Annotated in this window: 15 protein-coding genes; 14 read left to right on the top strand and 1 reads right to left on the bottom strand. The window is 33.4% G+C overall.

Annotation, left to right across the window (positions count from 1 at the left end; genetic code table 11):
- Nucleotides 1-251: 251 nt before the first annotated feature.
- From nirB to HMPREF2663_RS09120, 11 genes are all read left to right on the top strand, one after another.
- Nucleotides 252-2,657 carry a nitrite reductase large subunit NirB gene (nirB, locus tag HMPREF2663_RS09170; protein WP_070846288.1) on the top strand — a complete coding sequence of 802 codons (2,406 nt, stop codon included), beginning with the start codon at nucleotides 252-254 and terminating at the stop codon, nucleotides 2,655-2,657.
- Nucleotides 2,658-2,659: 2 nt separating this feature from the next.
- Complete coding sequence (nirD, locus tag HMPREF2663_RS09165; RefSeq protein ID WP_001831573.1) at nucleotides 2,660-2,974, top strand: nitrite reductase small subunit NirD; 315 nt, start codon at nucleotides 2,660-2,662, stop codon at nucleotides 2,972-2,974.
- Nucleotides 2,965-3,900: a uroporphyrinogen-III C-methyltransferase gene (gene cobA / locus HMPREF2663_RS09160; protein ID WP_002490626.1), complete on the top strand. Its 936-nt coding sequence runs from the start codon at nucleotides 2,965-2,967 to the stop codon at nucleotides 3,898-3,900. Before nirD ends, cobA begins: the two co-directional genes overlap by 10 nt.
- A 179-nt stretch (nucleotides 3,901-4,079) precedes the next feature.
- The gene (locus HMPREF2663_RS09155) at nucleotides 4,080-7,763 is read left to right on the top strand and encodes a nitrate reductase subunit alpha (protein WP_070846286.1); all 3,684 of its coding nucleotides are present in this window, start codon (nucleotides 4,080-4,082) and stop codon (nucleotides 7,761-7,763) included.
- Complete coding sequence (gene narH / locus HMPREF2663_RS09150) at nucleotides 7,753-9,306, top strand: nitrate reductase subunit beta (RefSeq protein ID WP_002475317.1); 1,554 nt, start codon at nucleotides 7,753-7,755, stop codon at nucleotides 9,304-9,306. The genes HMPREF2663_RS09155 and narH overlap by 11 nt, the downstream gene beginning before the upstream one ends.
- On the top strand, nucleotides 9,299-9,874 hold the full coding sequence (gene narJ, locus HMPREF2663_RS09145; protein WP_001831411.1) for a nitrate reductase molybdenum cofactor assembly chaperone: 576 nt from the start codon (nucleotides 9,299-9,301) through the stop codon (nucleotides 9,872-9,874). Before narH ends, narJ begins: the two co-directional genes overlap by 8 nt.
- Complete coding sequence (narI, locus tag HMPREF2663_RS09140) at nucleotides 9,867-10,544, top strand: respiratory nitrate reductase subunit gamma (protein ID WP_002447199.1); 678 nt, start codon at nucleotides 9,867-9,869, stop codon at nucleotides 10,542-10,544. The genes narJ and narI overlap by 8 nt, the downstream gene beginning before the upstream one ends.
- 19 nt (nucleotides 10,545-10,563) lie before the next feature.
- Nucleotides 10,564-11,016 (top strand): nitrate respiration regulation accessory nitrate sensor NreA, encoded by a 453-nt coding sequence (nreA, locus tag HMPREF2663_RS09135; RefSeq protein ID WP_070846284.1) that lies wholly within the window; start codon nucleotides 10,564-10,566, stop codon nucleotides 11,014-11,016.
- 9 nt (nucleotides 11,017-11,025) lie between these two features.
- A complete protein-coding gene (locus HMPREF2663_RS09130; protein WP_002486782.1) occupies nucleotides 11,026-12,060 on the top strand; it encodes a sensor histidine kinase in 1,035 nt (344 codons plus the stop codon).
- Between the two features lie 28 nt (nucleotides 12,061-12,088).
- Nucleotides 12,089-12,745, top strand: a complete 657-nt coding sequence (gene nreC / locus HMPREF2663_RS09125) for a nitrate respiration regulation response regulator NreC (RefSeq protein WP_002457306.1) — start codon at nucleotides 12,089-12,091, stop codon at nucleotides 12,743-12,745.
- Nucleotides 12,746-12,999: 254 nt separating this feature from the next.
- Nucleotides 13,000-14,163, top strand: a complete 1,164-nt coding sequence (locus HMPREF2663_RS09120; protein WP_001831433.1) for a nitrate/nitrite transporter — start codon at nucleotides 13,000-13,002, stop codon at nucleotides 14,161-14,163.
- A 700-nt stretch (nucleotides 14,164-14,863) separates the two neighbouring features.
- Here the strand turns inward: HMPREF2663_RS09120 and HMPREF2663_RS09115 are convergent.
- Nucleotides 14,864-15,310 carry a MarR family winged helix-turn-helix transcriptional regulator gene (locus HMPREF2663_RS09115; RefSeq protein WP_002438330.1) on the bottom strand — a complete coding sequence of 149 codons (447 nt, stop codon included), beginning with the start codon at nucleotides 15,308-15,310 and terminating at the stop codon, nucleotides 14,864-14,866.
- 163 nt (nucleotides 15,311-15,473) lie between these two features.
- Between HMPREF2663_RS09115 and HMPREF2663_RS09110 the strand changes: the two genes are divergently transcribed.
- The 3 genes from HMPREF2663_RS09110 to HMPREF2663_RS09100 all read left to right on the top strand — a co-directional run bounded on the left by HMPREF2663_RS09110 (nucleotide 15,474) and on the right by HMPREF2663_RS09100 (nucleotide 18,039).
- The gene (locus tag HMPREF2663_RS09110; protein ID WP_002475318.1) at nucleotides 15,474-16,103 is read left to right on the top strand and encodes a nitroreductase family protein; all 630 of its coding nucleotides are present in this window, start codon (nucleotides 15,474-15,476) and stop codon (nucleotides 16,101-16,103) included.
- Nucleotides 16,104-16,226: 123 nt separating this feature from the next.
- A complete protein-coding gene (locus tag HMPREF2663_RS09105; RefSeq protein ID WP_070846281.1) occupies nucleotides 16,227-16,592 on the top strand; it encodes a DUF3139 domain-containing protein in 366 nt (121 codons plus the stop codon).
- Nucleotides 16,593-16,758: 166 nt separating this feature from the next.
- Nucleotides 16,759-18,039 (top strand): dicarboxylate/amino acid:cation symporter, encoded by a 1,281-nt coding sequence (locus HMPREF2663_RS09100; protein ID WP_002475316.1) that lies wholly within the window; start codon nucleotides 16,759-16,761, stop codon nucleotides 18,037-18,039.
- Nucleotides 18,040-18,119 lie beyond the last annotated feature (80 nt).

Genomic DNA, 18,119 nt, shown 5'->3' with positions numbered 1-18,119 from the left:
CATATATTATAAATTAATTTATAATATATGTTTTAATTTTGATCTCAATTCCATCCTAGAAAACCATATCCATGCTATTAGGGAAATCCCCGATTTTCATTTTAAATGTGAATTACATCACAAAAAACTGAAGTTTTGTTATAAGATGAACATGAAGAGAGAAATACAAAATGATTAAATTTCTGACCTTTTATAAAGTTACATTGTGTTTTGTATTAAAAATTTATATTGATAAAAGGGGCATTTAAAGTATGGCAAAACAAAAACTTGTAATGATTGGTAACGGCATGGCAGGGTTAAGAACGATAGAAGAGATTTTAGAACGTTCACAATCACAATTTGATATTACTATTATTGGAAAAGAACCTTATCCGAACTATAACAGAATTATGTTATCCAATATTTTACAGAAGAAAATGACCGTCGAAGATACGATTATGAATTCTTATGATTGGTATCAAGAGAATAATATTGAACTTATAAATAATGATCCAGTGGAAAAAGTTGATAAAGAAAACAAAATAGTTACTACTTCTAAAGGTATTGAAGTAGAGTATGACATTTGTATTTTCGCTACTGGATCAAAAGCTTTTGTATTACCTATACCGGGTTCAAATTTTCCCAGTGTCATTGGATGGCGAACAATTGATGATACAAATAAAATGATTGAAATTGCCCAAACGAAAAAACGTGCAGTTGTCATTGGTGGAGGTCTTCTAGGCTTAGAATGTGCTAGAGGACTTCTAGATCAAGGAATGGAAGTGACAGTTCTTCATTTAGCTGATTGGCTCATGGAAATGCAATTGGATCGTAAAGCTGGAGACATGCTTAAAGCAGATTTAGAAAAGCAAGGTATGAAGATTGAACTTCAAGCAAATTCTAAAGAAATCATTGGTGATAAAGATGTTGAAGCTATTAAATTAGCTGACGGTCAGGTGATTGAAACAGATTTAGTAGTCATGGCTGTTGGTATCAGACCTTATACTGAAGTTGCTAAAGATAGTGGATTAGATGTCAATAGAGGTATTGTTGTAAATGATTATATGCAAACATCTGATTCTCATATTTATGCAGTCGGTGAATGTGCCGAACATGATGGGAAAGTTTATGGTTTGGTGGCGCCACTCTATGAACAAGGTAAAGTGCTAGCAGATTATTTAACTGGTAAAGAAACAAAAGGTTATAAAGGATCTACTACTTTCACTTCACTTAAAGTATCTGGTTGCGATTTATATAGCGCAGGGCAAATTGTTGAAGATGAAGATATCCATGGTGTAGAAATCTTTAATAGTGTCGACAATATTTACAAAAAAGTGTATTTAAGTCAAGGTCAAGTCGTTGGTGCTGTCTTGTATGGTGATACTGATGATGGATCACGATTTTATAATATGATGAAAAAACATGAAACGCTTGAAGATTATACACTTGTTTCTTTATTGCATAAAGGTGATGAAGATGCGGGGACATCTATCGCTGATATGTCTGATGATGAAACGATTTGTGGATGTAATGGTGTTGATAAAGGAACAATTGTCAATGCTATAACAACTAAAGGCTTAACGTCTGTAGATGAAGTAACTAAAGCAACAAAAGCAGGTAATTCATGTGGTAAGTGTAAAGGTCAAATTGGTGAGTTATTACAATATACATTAGGTGACGACTTTATTGCAGCAAAACCAACAGGTATTTGTCCATGTACTGATTTAACAAGAGACCAAATTGTAACTCAAATCAGAGCTAAAAATCTCAAAACATCAAAAGAAGTACGACACGTTCTTGATTTCAAAGATAAAGATGGTTGTCCTAAATGTCGACCAGCAATTAATTATTATTTAAATATGGTTTATCCTTTTGAACATCGAGATGAAAAAGACTCTCGCTTCGCTAATGAAAGATATCATGCAAATATACAAAATGATGGTACTTTCTCAGTGATCCCTCAAATGCGCGGTGGCGTTACAGATGCTGATCAACTTATTCGATTAGGGGAAGTTGCTAAAAAGTATAACGTACCACTTGTTAAAGTAACAGGTTCGCAACGTGTAGGTTTATATGGATTGAAGAAAGAAGAATTACCACAAGTTTGGAAAGATTTAGGAATGCGTTCTGCTTCTGCTTATGGTAAAAAGACGCGTTCTGTTAAAAGTTGTGTTGGTAAAGAGTTTTGTCGTTTTGGTACACAATACACAACTCGACTAGGAATAAGACTTGAAAAAACATTTGAATATATTGATACGCCTCATAAATTTAAAATGGGAGTATCAGGTTGTCCGAGAAGTTGTGTAGAGTCTGGTGTTAAAGATTTTGGTGTCATATCTGTTGAAAACGGCTACCAAATATTTATTGGAGGTAATGGTGGTACTGATGTTACTGTAGGTAAATTGTTAACGACAGTTGAAACCGAAGATGAAGTGATTCAATTATGTGGTGCCCTCATGCAATATTACAGAGAAACAGGTATTTACGCTGAAAGAACAGCACCATGGTTAGAACGTATGGGCTTTGAAAATGTCAAGAATATCTTATTAAATCAAGAAAAGCAAAAAGAACTGTATTTAAGAATTATGGAAGCCAAAAAAGCTGTTGAGAATGAACCATGGGAAGCTATTGTTGAAAATAAAGAAGCACAAAAAATCTTTGAAGTTGAGAAGGTGTAAGAATGAAAGCTAAAGAAAAGGTTAAGGTTACAACAATGAATGAAATGATTCCTCAAATAGGCAAAAAAGTCGTTGTAAACGAAAAAGAAATAGGTATTTTTCTCACAGATAATGGTGATTTATATGCCATTGGGAATATATGCCCGCATAAAGAAGGACCGTTGTCTGAAGGGACTGTAAGTGGTGATTATGTATACTGTCCGTTACACGATCAAAAAATAGCTTTAAAGACTGGAGAAGTACAACAACCTGATACAGGATGCGTAGAAACATATGAAGTAGAAGTTATTGATGGAGATATTTACTTATGTCTATAACTTATCCTGGCACAGTTTATCTAATCGGTGCAGGACCAGGCAATCCAAACTTACTAACTAAAAAAGCTGAACGGTTAATTAGAGCAGCTGACGTGATTTTATTTGATCGTCTCGTGAATCCTTTCATCTTACAGTATGCTTCTTCTCAAACAAAAGTGATCAATGTAGGAAAGAAACCTTATTGTAAACACATTCAACAAGATGAGATTAATCAAAAAATTGTTGAAGCAGCCAAACAATATCGATGTGTGGTGAGACTAAAGGGGGGCGATCCTGCGATTTTTGGTAGAATTACAGAAGAAGTACAAACATTAGAAAATCATCATATTCATTATGAGATTGTCCCTGGTGTGACATCAGCAAGTGCTGCTGTAGCAACTATGAATATGGGATTAACGATGCGTTCTATCGCACCGAGTGTGACCTTCTCAACTGGTCATTTTAAAGATTCGGTTAATCACGATACGGATATTAGGAACTTGATTAATGGTGGCACTTTGGCTATTTATATGGGCGTAAAAAGATTAGGTCAAATTATTAAACAAATTGAATCATATACAAATGAAGACTACCCCATTGCAATAGTGTTTAATGCATCCTGCTATAATGAAAAGATTGTTATAGGTCATTTAAGTACAATTGAAGAACAATTGGCTTCCCAAAAACTAGAAGGTCATCCAGGCATATGCATTTTAGGTAATATACTTGATGACATTAATCGTACTTTGTTGAATAATAATGAGATTGACAAAGGTAATCTATATTTAATCAAGGGAGATAAAAAGCGTGCAATTGCAAAGGCTGAAACTTTATATGATGAAGGAATCCAATGTCTGATTGATTTTGACCATAGCTACCACATTTCTCAACAAAACGTGTATAACGAAATGATTAAACACAAAAGTATTAAAAAAATATATGTATAAAACATTTGGGTCTACAAGTTCATTATGAATTTGTAGGCCTTATTTTTTAGGGAATCTCTAATATCAATTAGGACATTCCCTAATATAATGGCTTTGTGAAAAAATGTACAATAAAGATAAGACACAATACCTATGCATTTATAAAGGATATAAACTTGTATGGTGGGAGGATTAATAAAATGGGAAAATTTGGATTGAATTTCTTTAAGCCGACAGAAAAGTTTAATGGAAATTGGTCGGTATTAGAGCATAAAAGTCGAGAATGGGAAAAGATGTATAGAGAAAGATGGAGTCACGACAAAGTTGTGAGAACGACGCATGGTGTTAACTGTACTGGATCATGTTCATGGAAAGTATTTGTCAAAAATGGCGTAATTACATGGGAAAATCAACAAATTGATTATCCAAGTTGTGGACCTGATATGCCAGAATTTGAGCCAAGAGGTTGTCCGAGAGGTGCATCGTTTTCTTGGTATGAATATAGTCCGTTAAGAGTTAAATATCCTTATATTAGAGGTAAATTATTAGATTTATGGACCGAAGCGCTTGAAGAACAAAATGGAAACCGAATTGCGGCATGGGCATCCATCGTAGAAAATGAAGAAAAAGCCAAACAATATAAAGAAGCAAGAGGTAAAGGTGGACACGTCAGAGCAAATTGGAAAGATGTCACAGATATTATTGCAGCTCAAATTTTATATACCATAAAAAAAGATGGACCGGATCGTATTGCTGGATTTACTCCTATTCCTGCTATGTCGATGATTAGTTATGCTTCAGGTGCAAGATTTATTAATTTGTTAGGTGGAGAAATGTTAAGCTTTTACGATTGGTATGCCGATTTACCACCTGCATCTCCACAAATTTGGGGTGAGCAAACAGACGTGCCAGAATCCAGTGATTGGTACAATGCCTCATACATTATGATGTGGGGATCAAACGTTCCATTAACACGTACACCTGACGCACATTTTATGACTGAAGTTAGATATAAAGGGGCGAAAGTTATTTCAGTAGCCCCTGATTATGCTGAGAATGTTAAGTTCGCCGATCATTGGCTTGCACCACATCCGGGTACAGATGCAGCGATTGCACAAGCAATGACACATGTTATTTTACAGGAATATTATGAAAATCATCCGAATGATATGTTTATTAACTATGCTAAGCAATATTCTGATATGCTTTTTGTCATTATGTTAGATGAAGATGAGAATGGCTATAAAGCAGGTAGATTCTTGCGTGCTTCTGATTTAGGGATGTCAGGTGAAAATAATGAATGGAAGCCAGTTATTCAAGACAAATTGAGTCAACAATTACTTGTTCCTAATGGCACAATGGGCCAACGCTGGGAAGAAGGTAAAAAATGGAATTTGAAACTTGAAACAGAGGACGGTACACCGATTGATCCAATGTTATCAATGGCTGAAAGTGACTATCATGTTGAAACGATTCAATTTCCATACTTTGATAGCAGTGGTGATGGCATCTTTGAGAGACCTATTGCAACGAGAACTATTCAATTAGCTAACGGAGAGAAAGTTAAAATCGCTACGGTTTATGATTTAATGACGAGTCAATATGGTGTTCAACGTTTTGAACACGAACTAGAAGCTACATCATATGATGACGCATCTTCTAAATATACGCCCGCTTGGCAAGAACAAATTACAGGTATCAAAAAAGAGTTAGTGACGAAAGTAGCAAAAGAATTTGCACAAAATGCTATTGATACTGGTGGACGTTCAATGATTATTATGGGGGCTGGTATCAACCATTGGTTTAACTCGGATACTATTTATCGTTCAATACTTAACTTAGTACTATTATGTGGTTGTCAAGGTGTTAACGGTGGTGGTTGGGCACACTATGTTGGACAAGAAAAATGTCGACCAATTGAAGGATGGAATACTATTGCATTTGCTAAAGATTGGCAAGGTCCTCCACGTTTACAAAATGGTACAAGTTGGTTTTATTTCGCTACAGATCAATGGAAGTATGAAGAATCAAATGTAGATAAATTGAAATCACCATTAGCTGAAAATATTAAGCATCAACATCCAGCTGATTACAATGTAACGGCTGCTCGTATGGGTTGGTTGCCTTCATATCCACAGTTTAATAAAAACAGTCTATTGTTTGGAGAAGAAGCTAAAGATGAAGGTGATGATTCAAATGAAGCTATCCTACAAAAAGCGATTGAATCAGTTAAAAATAAAGATACACAATTTGCGATAGAAGATCCAGATTTAAGAAAAAACCATCCTAAAACATTATTTGTATGGAGATCTAATTTAATTTCTAGTTCAGCTAAAGGACAAGAATACTTTATGAAGCACTTGTTAGGTGCGCGCTCTGGTTTAATGGCAGAGCCAAATGAAGATGATAAACCAGAGGAAATTAAATGGCGCGAGGATACAGAAGGGAAACTTGATTTATTAGTATCACTTGATTTCAGAATGACTGCAACGCCATTATATTCAGATATCGTTTTACCTGCTGCAACTTGGTATGAAAAACATGATTTATCTTCTACAGACATGCATCCATTTATTCATCCATTTAATCCAGCGATCGACCCATTATGGGAATCGCGTTCGGACTGGGATATTTATAAAACTCTAAGTAAAGCTGTTTCAGAAATGGCCAAAGATTATCTTCCAGGTAAATTTAAAGATGTCGTAACTACGCCATTAGGACATGATTCTAAACAAGAAATTTCAACTGAATACGGTATTGTAAAAGATTGGTCTAAGGGCGAAATTGAAGGTGTACCAGGTAAAACAATGCCTAATTTTTCTATAGTAGAGCGAGACTATACACAAATTTACGATAAATTCGTTACTGTTGGTCCAAAACTAGAAAAAGGAAAAATAGGTGCCCATGGGGTGAGTTATAGCGTTAGTGAAGAGTACGAAGAACTTAAAAGTATGGTTGGAACTTGGAATGATGATAATACTACTTCAGTTAAAAATGATAGACCGAGAATAGATACAGCGAGAAAAGTAGCAGATGTCATTTTGAATATATCCTCTGCTACAAACGGCAAATTATCACAAAAGTCATATGAAGATTTAGAAAATCAAACAGGTATGGAACTTAAAGATATTTCTAAAGAACGTGCTTCTGAAAAGATATCATTTTTAAACATTACTTCTCAGCCAAGAGAAGTGATTCCAACTGCAGTATTCCCTGGCTCTAATAAAGATGGAAGACGCTACTCACCGTTTACAACTAATGTGGAACGTTTAGTGCCATTTAGAACGCTAACTGGACGTCAAAGTTATTATATAGATCATGAGGTATTCCAACAATTTGGAGAAAGTTTACCGGTATATAAACCTACTTTACCTCCAATGGTATTTGGTGCTCGTGATAAAAAAGTTAAAGGTGGACAAGATACATTAGTGCTTCGATACCTTACACCTCATGGAAAATGGAACATTCATTCAACTTATCAAGATAATGAACGCATGTTGACATTGTTTAGAGGTGGGCCGGTTGTATGGATTTCAAATGAAGACGCAGCTGACCATGGCATTAATGATAACGACTGGTTAGAAGTATACAACAGAAACGGAGTTGTTACTGCCAGAGCTGTAACATCTCATCGTATGCCTAGAGGCACAATGTTTATGTATCATGCACAAGATAAACACATAGAGACACCTGGTTCTGAAATTACTGATACTCGTGGAGGTTCTCATAATGCACCTACTCGTATTCACTTGAAACCTACTCAATTAGTAGGAGGATATGCACAAATTAGTTATCACTTTAACTATTATGGACCAATTGGAAATCAAAGAGATGAGTATGTAGCTGTTAGAAAAATGAAGGAGGTCAATTGGCTTGAAGATTAAAGCGCAAGTTGCAATGGTATTGAATCTAGACAAATGTATTGGTTGTCATACTTGCAGTGTGACATGTAAAAACACATGGACAAATCGACCTGGTGCAGAGTATATGTGGTTTAATAACGTAGAAACGAAACCGGGCGTAGGATATCCAAAAAGATGGGAAGACCAAGGACAATATAAAGGTGGTTGGGTGCTAAATAAAAAAGGAAAGCTTGAATTAAAATCTGGTAATAGATGGTCAAAAATTGCTTTAGGTAAAATCTTCTATAATCCTGACATGCCACTCATTCAAGATTATTATGAACCGTGGACATATAACTATGAACATTTAACCAATGCCAAACAAGGACAACACTCTCCCGTGGCGACAGCACACTCTTTAATTTCAGGTGATAGATTGAATCTTAAATGGGGACCAAACTGGGAAGATGATTTAGCTGGAGGCCACATTACAGGACCAGAGGATCCAAATATTCAGAAAATAGAAGAAGATATTAAATTTCAATTCGATGAGACATTTATGATGTATTTACCAAGACTATGTGAACACTGTTTGAATCCAAGTTGCGTAGCATCCTGTCCATCAGGAGCTATGTATAAACGAGATGAGGATGGTATTGTTCTCGTCGATCAAGAAGCCTGTCGAGGTTGGAGATACTGTATGACTGGATGTCCGTATAAAAAAGTATATTTTAACTGGAAAACGAATAAAGCTGAAAAATGTACATTTTGTTTCCCACGAATCGAAGCTGGTATGCCAACCGTATGTTCAGAAACTTGTACAGGACGTATGAGATATTTAGGTGTTTTATTATATGACGCAGATCGTGTTCAAGAAGCGGCTTCAGCTAAAGATGAAAAAGACTTATACGAAAAACAATTAGACCTATTCCTTGATCCATTTGATGAGGAAGTCATTGCTCAAGCTGAAAAAGATGGAATAAATCAAGAATGGATTACAGCAGCTCAAAACTCACCAGTGTATAAATTGGCAATAGAATATAAAATGGCCTTTCCATTGCATCCTGAATTTAGAACTATGCCAATGGTGTGGTATTGTCCACCTTTAAGTCCTATTATGAGTTATTTCGAAGGTGAAAATGCAGGTCAAAATCCAGATATGATATTCCCAGCTATTGAGGAAATGCGTTTACCTATTCAATACTTAGCAAATTTATTAACTGCTGGCGACACAGAACCTGTTAAAGAGGGCTTGCAAAAAATGGCCATGATGCGAAGTTATATGCGTTCTAAAATAACAAACCAACCTTTCGATACATCTAAATTAGAACGATTAGGACTTACTGAAAGACAGATGACTGAAATGTATCGCTTACTAGGTATTGCTAAATATGAAGATCGTTTTGTTGTACCTTCTTCTCATAAAGAAACATATTTAGATACTTATAAAGCGCAAGGAAGTCAAGGTTATGGTGGAGAGTACTTTGGCTCTAATTGTGAAGGTTGTGGTGTTGCAGTTCAATCAGGTAAAACTGGACAAGAAATTTATAATGAAAATTTCTATGGAGGGATCTTCCGTGATTAACCTTGAACAATTAAGTCTATACCAAGATAGCTTAGGCTATCTTGGTCAACAAATGAATTTTCCAGAAAAAATGACATTTCACCCAAAAATATTTGAAGAAACCATTTCTAAGTCTCATCCCGGCTACGAAGATTTGCTTGCATATAGAGAAGTCATGATGAATTATACTTTGTCAGAAATTAAAGCTATCTATACAGATACATTTGATTTTAGTAAAAAACACCCACTCTATATGACATTTAATAAATTTGACACGCAAAAGGAACGTGGTCAAATGCTAGCTAAATTAAAGGTTTTATACGAAATGTTTGGACTAAAAATGGTTGATAATGAATTATCTGATTTTCTCCCATTGATGCTACAGTTTTTGCAAGTTGCTGATTTTAAAAATGATAGTCGAGCACAGGAAAACCTTCAACTTGTCATTATGATTATTGAAGATGGTACGTATGAAATGGCAAATACCCTAGCTGAAAACAATAATCCCTATGCATATGTTGTCAGTGCATTAAGAAAAACGTTAAAAGCGTGTATCATGCCTTTGAAAGAGGTGGAAAATCATGCTTAATCAATTTGTATGGGTTATTTATCCATATTTATGTTTAGCAATATTTGTTATTGGACATATCGCAAGATATAAATACGATCAATTTTCATGGACAGCAAAGTCGAGTGAAATGATTGAAAAGAAACAATTAAAATGGGGAAGTTTACTTTTTCATTTAGGTATTATTCCGGTGTTCTTTGGTCATGTTGTGGGATTATTGATTCCCGCTAATTGGTTAGAGGCGATAGGTGTAAATAATCATATCTATCATATAGGTGCAGTTTATATAGGTAGTGTTTTTGGTATAATAACATTAATAGGAATGTTGTTGCTAACTTTAAGACGACTATCCATCAAAAATGTTAGACGATTAAGTTCATTTTCAGATATATTCGTGAATCTCGTTTTGTTGATTATTTTAATAATGGGTTGTTATTCTACGCTTGTAACCAATGCGATTCAACCTGAATTTGATTATCGTCAAACCATTGCGATATGGTTTAGACATTTATTCATGTTTTCTCCAAATGCTGACTTAATGTTAAACGTGCCTTGGTCGTTTAAACTGCACATATTATTAGGGTTTACAGTATTTGCGTGTTGGCCATTTACTCGTTTAGTACATGTTTGGAGTGTACCACTGTCTTATATGAATAGAAGATACATTGTTTATCGCAAAAACAAAATTTAATTTATTATGAGGTGAAAGTGTGGAACCAGAATCTTTAAAACATAATCAACATTTACAAATGAATTTAGATAAGTTGAGAGCGCAAGAGGGTTATGATTTTGGTGGTATCGCTTTATATGATTATCATCACACTTCATCACCAATTAAATGGCAATATGTTTCAGGTAATACAAATGATAGATATAAACTTATCATTTTGAGAAAGGGTAGAGGGCTTGCTGGAATGGTGATGAAAACCGGTAAACGTATGGTTATTGCTGATGTAGATACAGCTTTATCTCCAAAAGAGAAAGTTAAATTTCCAATCATTCTTAGTGAGTCATTGACAGCTGTAGTTGCAGTACCTTTATGGTTAGAAAATTCAATGTATGGCGTTTTACTATTAGGTCAAAGAAATCATCAGCCGTTACCTCAGTCATTGGACCAACTTAATATTGAAAAACAAATCGGTATTTTTACAGAAATAAACTAGGTGGTAAATATGTTGGAGCAAACTGATTTAAGTTTAGAGCAATTACTTAAGAATTATTATGAAACCACGAACGAGAAAATTGTATTTGTTAATAGGTATGGAAAAATTATTGCTATGAATGACGCAGCAAAAGATATTTTAACTGAAGAAGATAATTATAATGCTATGACAAATGCGATTTGTCATCGATGTGAAGGATACTCTAATGAATATGATGTACAATCGTGTAAAGATTGTTTTTTAGAAACAACGCAATTACAACATTCAAATTTCCAAGTATTTATGAAGACAAAAGATAACGAAATTAAGCCTTTTACAGCTATGTATCAAAATATTGATGAACAAAGAGGTATTAGTGCATTTACATTACAGAATGTGGCGCCCCAGATTGAAAGGCAAGAAAAGATGTATCAACAAAAAATGTTACATCGTTCAATTCAAGCACAAGAAAATGAACGGAAGCGTATTTCTAGAGAATTACATGATAGTGTAATACAGGATATGCTTAATATAGATGTTGAACTAAGGCTTTTGAAGTATAAGCACAAGGATAAGGTGTTAGCTGAAACATCTCAACGTATAGAAGGACTATTATCACAGCTTATTGATGATATTAGAAATATGTCTGTTGAATTACGACCTTCTTCTCTCGATGACTTAGGTATTGAAGCAGCTTTTAAATCATATTTTAAACAGTTTGAAGAAAATTATGGTATGCATATTAAATATGATTCGAATATTAAAGGCATGCGTTTTGATAGTGAAATCGAAACAGTTGTGTATCGTGTAGTTCAAGAGGGGGTATTTAATGCTCTAAAATATGCTGGGGTTAATGAAATTGAGGTAAGTACGCATAGTGATGGTAAGCAGCTTGTAGCAGAAGTAGTGGATCGAGGTAAAGGGTTTAGTTTAGATCATCACCCTAAAGGCTCTGGACTTGGATTGTACGGGATGAGAGAACGTGCAGATTTAGTTAACGGTCACGTTAATATAGAGACACATATTAATAGAGGTACTATAATTACATTAGATATACCGATTTAAGTTGATGATGTAAGTTGGGGGAATTGAAGTGAAAATAGTTATAGCGGATGACCATGCAGTTGTTAGGACAGGATTTTCAATGATATTAAATTATCAAGAAGATATGGAAGTTGTTGCAACTGCAGCCGACGGGGTTGAAGCTTACCAAAAAGTGTTAGAACATCAACCAGATGTTTTAATATTAGATTTGAGCATGCCACCAGGAGAGTCTGGCTTAATCGCAACCAGTAAAATTTCTGAAAGTTTTCCTGAAACTAAAATTTTAATACTTACGATGTTTGATGACGAAGAATATTTATTTCATGTGTTAAAAAGTGGTGCTAAAGGATATATTTTAAAGAATTCACCTGATGAGCAATTAATATTGGCCGTACGTACAGTATATCAAGGTGAAACTTATGTTGATATGAAATTGACGACGTCTTTAGTCAATGAGTTTGTCAATCAATCTCAAACGGATGAAGTATCATCCTCTTCAGATCCATTTAAAATTTTATCGAAACGAGAGTTAGAAATATTACCTCTTATAGCTAAAGGCTATGGCAATAAAGATATTGCAGAAAAGTTGTTTGTATCAGTGAAAACGGTAGAAGCACATAAAACGCATATTATGACGAAACTAAATTTAAAGAGTAAACCTGAATTAGTTGAATATGCCTTAAAGAAAAAATTATTAGAATTTTAAGTATATCATGATTGATTATTAGGGCTTACTTAGTCTATGGTTAAGTAGTCCTTTTTTTGTAGCTTTATATAGGGAAAAATAAAAGTAGAATCAGGGGATATCCTTATGTTCATAATTTCACAAACATATTAAAATGTATTTGTGATTGGTACTTTGTTTATAATTTTGTTTTATATGATTAATTTTGACCTCTTATTAAGCCCTCACAAAGTACCAATACACCTTATAATTAAATCAGATGAAGGTGAATCAAAATGAACATGAAAAAGGGTGTTTCTCAGCTTACGTTACAGACATTGAGTTTGGTCGCTGGTTTTATGGCATGGAGTATCATTTCTCCATTAATGCCATTTATTTCACAAGATGTTGATATTTCTCCGGGACAAATATCTGTCATTTTAGCTATTCCTGTTATTTTAGGTTCTGTACTACGTGTGCCATTTGGGTACTTAACTAATATTGTAGGAGCTAAATGGGTGTTTTTCTGGAGTTTTATTGTATTATTACTTCCAATTTTTCTTTTAGGTCAAGCTCAATCACCCGGTATGCTAATGCTATCAGGATTCTTTCTAGGAATTGGTGGCGCAATTTTTTCAGTGGGTGTTACTTCTGTACCCAAATACTTTTCAAAAGACAAAGTTGGTTTAGCAAATGGTATATATGGTGTAGGTAATATTGGTACTGCAGTATCCTCATTTTGTGCCCCAGTGTTAGCAGGTGCAATTGGGTGGCAAAATACAGTTCGTAGTTATTTAATTATTCTTAGTATATTTGCAATTTTAATGTTTCTTTTAGGGGATAAAAATGAGCCAAAAGTGAAGATTCCTTTGATGGCTCAAGTCAAAGACCTATCTAAGAATTATAAGTTGTATTATTTAAGTTTGTGGTATTTTATTACTTTTGGAGCTTTTGTGGCTTTTGGGATTTTTTTACCGAACTTCCTAGTTGATCATTTTAGTATTGATAAAGTTGATGCGGGTATTCGTTCAGGTATATTTATAGCACTAGCGACGTTCCTGAGACCCGTTGGCGGAGTTATAGGTGATAAATTTAATGCAGTACAAGCGCTTATCATCGACTTCGTGATAATGATTATTGGTGCACTTATTTTAAGCTTATCTAGTCATATTGTTCTGTTTACAATAGGCTGTTTAGCAATTAGTATCTGTGCGGGTATAGGTAATGGTTTAATATTTAAATTAGTACCTTCATACTTTTCTAAAGAAGCAGGTTCAGCGAATGGTATTGTATCCATGATGGGGGGACTAGGTGGTTTCTTCCCACCACTAGTGATTACTTTTGTGACGAGTATCACTGGTTCAAGTCATCTCGCTTTCTTCTTCTTAGCTATATTTGGTGTAATTGCTCTTATTACAATGATTCATTTAAATAAAAAAGAAAAAGCTGTTCGTATATAAATAAAAATTGTGTCCTAAGGTGAGCATTAAAGTTTGTTCAAATTAGGGCACATTTTTGTTTGATATCAAAATAAATGATTCAAAAAATTTTGCTATTTTCGTTTCATTAGAATGAAATAACTAGCAGTCAGTTTTCATACATATACTAAATCAAAGACTGTCAATGAATTATGAAACAATCATCTTTTTAAAACATTGGCAGTTGAAAAATTATTTAAAAAAAATATACGTATATCTTAATGTTTTAACATAATTCCACGTTGTTATATATGTGAATAACTGCTTTTACAATCAAACACTCTACTTCCATCAAAATAGCTATACAATTGCTTATTTCAACCTCCTTTATATGAAGCGAAACAAACAACACTACATCTTGATAGTCTATTTAAATACCAACTTAATTTACATTTTCAGATGTTAAAATGGATAATTATTAAATTATCTATAATCATTCACTAGTGATCTCTACAATGTTTGTAATTGATAACGTATAAATAAAGTGATGTAACTTGTAAAAAAGAGGTATTTAGATAAGTTTAGTAGGAATTAGGTGTAAAAAAATATACTGACTGTACGAGAGAATAAGACAAAAGCTTACTTTAGACATACTATTACTATTAAATTGTGTCGCTATTGCTAAAGTTGAAAGTTTTGTTGTATTTAAAAAGCTTACTTTTGTCTCTAGTCTCTATAAGTATCACTTTTCCACTGTTTTATCAAAATTTTTCGTTACAAAATTTTGCAAGTCTTCAACTAAATTTTGGGTTTCTTCTTGAGTAATATTAAATTCATTAAAAACACTTTGTGAAATATCAGAAAGAACATTTTGAATATCCTTGCCACGTTCTGTCAAAGAAATTTGAAGGTTACGTTCATCTTGTTCTTCACGAGTTCGAATGACATAATTCTTTTTCTCTAATTTTTTTAATAATGGTGTTAGCGTGCCAGAATCCAAGAAGACTCTTTCGCCTAGTTTTTTAATGTTAAGTTTCTCATCATCTTCTATCGCCATTAATACAATATAACCTGTGTATGTAAGACCATACTCTTTTAGGTAATCTGTATATTTTTTGATGATTTCTTTAGAGGAAACATAAAATAAAAAACATAATTGTTTGCTCAAATAACTATTCTCTACATACATTTAATCACTCCTTGTTAAGGTAACAATATTATGAAGCGTATCACTTGTCAAGTACTGATTTCATCACTATAATTCAAATTGTTTTAAATTAAATTTATCAAATATTTGAATGAGTTTAATTTGATAACAAAGTAATTTTTTTAAAATTGGAGGGGTGTGAAAATTGACACGTATCAATGACTTTAACGAAGTGCTTAACAGTAGAAAATCAGTAAAGGTTTTTGACGAGAATTATAAAATTTCTCGAGAAGAAATGGATGAAATCATTACTAAAGCAACACAAGCACCTTCATCGGTTAATATGCAACCATGGAGAATTGCTGTTGTAGAAAGTGATGAAATGAAAGAAAAAGTTAAAGAATCATTTGGATTCAATTCCAGACAGTTAACTACATCCTCAGCTATGTTAATTATTTTTGGAGATTTACAAAACTACGAAAAAGCTGAACAGATTTATGGCGATGCTGTAGAACAACAATTGATGACGGAAGATATCAAAGCACAACTGTTAGATTGGATATTACCTTATTATAAAAACTTATCTAGAGAAGGCATGAAAGATATTGTGAATATAGATAGTAGTTTAATGGCAATGCAATTAATGCTTACAGCAAAAGCTCACGGTTACGATACAAACCCTATTGGTGGTTTCGATAAAGAAAATATTGCGGATATTATCGGTTATGATTCTGACAGATATGTGCCAGTTTTAGCGATTGCTATAGGTAAAAAAGCACAAGATGCACACGATTCAGTGAGACTTCCGATTGATGATGTAAGGGAATTTTTATAAAACTTCTTAAAATTTTCACATTTACAAACGAACATTTTGTTACAATTTAACTAAATCTTTCTTTTCTATACGAATTAATCGTCTATAATTGTGTGTGATAAGATAAAAGGAGTTTCTATAATAATGAGTAAGAAACAAGTTATTTTTAAGGTAATCATTATTTTGATTATCTCTCTAATATTAGCAATTGCATTTTTCTTCGGACTCAAGGCTTATCAAGGTCATAAAAATCTTGAACTGATTGATAGCTATATGAGCGACCATCATCTTAATGATAAAGTGAAAAAAGACAAAACATCATATAGCACTAAAAAGGGACTATACTATAAAGAAGTCGTTTTCAAAGATGAACCTAACGTGACATATGTGATTCAACCTATCAGTACTTCAAAAGGAATATTCATTGAAGGTTTTGATAGCGAAACGAAGAAAAGTATTAAAAAAGCAAAACATAGTGATTTTGATCAAAAATATAAACCTTCTAAATAAAGGATTAACACACAGTTTTATTTAAACATAGAGCTGTGTGTTTTTTATTGGCGTTTTTAATAGGAAGAAATGCAACATGCATATATTTCTAGTGGAAAAAATTATATAGCTATTTTGATGTTATCTGATATAATTAAGTGATGTCAGATGAAGGGGAGTTTGCATAATGGCTCTATTCAAGAAAAAAATAAGTCTACCAACGCAAGTAATTATTGCTTTGGTACTCGGTGTCATCGCTGGTCTATTACTATATGGACAAGATGATGTTGCAAATTATATTAAGCCATTTGGTGATGTATTCTTAAATTTAATTAAGATGATCATCATTCCGATTGTATTTTGTTCATTAGCCTTATCTATTTCAAATTTAGGGGATTCTAAAAAGGTAGGAAGCTATGGATGGAAAGCAATCCTTTATTTCGAGATTATTACAACTATCGCCATAGGTTTAGGTCTTATCATTGGTAATCTATTCAAACCAGGTTCAGGTCTAGATCCAGATAAATTACCTAAAGGCGATATTACTAAATATCAATCATCTGCACATTCAGCAGAACAAGCGACTACTTATGGTAATCATCTTATAGATACATTAGTTCATATTGTGCCAACGAATTTATTTGAATCTATGGCAAAAGGTGAGTTATTACCGATTATCTTTTTCGCAGTATTTTTTGGATTAGGATTAGCTGCGATAGGAGAAAAAGCAGAACCCGTTAAAGGATTCTTAAATGGTACTTTAGAAGCTGTATTTTGGATGATCAATAAAATTTTAAAATTAGCTCCAATTGGAGTATTTGCATTTATTTGTACGACAGTAATGACTTTTGGTGCTTCAGCATTAATTCCATTATTTAAATTACTAGTTGTTGTAGTATTTGCTATGGTTTTCTTTGTTATCGTAGTGTTAGGAATTGTTGCAAGAATGGTTGGAATAAGTATTTTTTCAATCATGAAGATACTTAAAAGTGAATTGTTACTTGCCTTTTCTACTTCAAGTTCAGAAGCAGTATTGCCGATTATGATGAAGAAAATGGAACGTTTTGGTTCGCCAAAAGATGTTACTTCATTTGTTATCCCTATCGGTTATTCATTTAATTTAGATGGCTCAGCTTTATATCAATCTATAGCTGCTTTATTTGTTGCTCAAATGTATAATATGCATTTATCATTAACTCAACAACTTGTATTAATGGCCACACTTATGATTGCTTCAAAAGGTATGGCTGGAGTGCCGGGCGTATCTATTGTAGTTTTATTAACAACATTAAGTTCTATGAACATACCAGCACAAGGTCTTGCTTTAATTATTGGCGTTGATCGTTTATTAGATATGGTACGTACATGTGTTAATGTTATTGGTAATGCACTCTCAACAGTTGTTATTGCTAAATGGGAAAACGTTTATGATAAAGAGAAAGGTCGAAACTACTTAAATTCAATTTAAAAAATTTATATATCTGACATTTTAGAGCCACTTACAATCTATGATTGTTAGTGGCTCTTATGCATTTTAAAAAATGTAAA

It is taken from the genome of Staphylococcus sp. HMSC077D08 (genome assembly GCF_001837945.1).
GTDB lineage: Bacteria > Bacillota > Bacilli > Staphylococcales > Staphylococcaceae > Staphylococcus > Staphylococcus epidermidis.
Note: the sequence above shows the minus strand (reverse complement) of the source record. Positions and strands in the feature narration are given on the sequence as shown.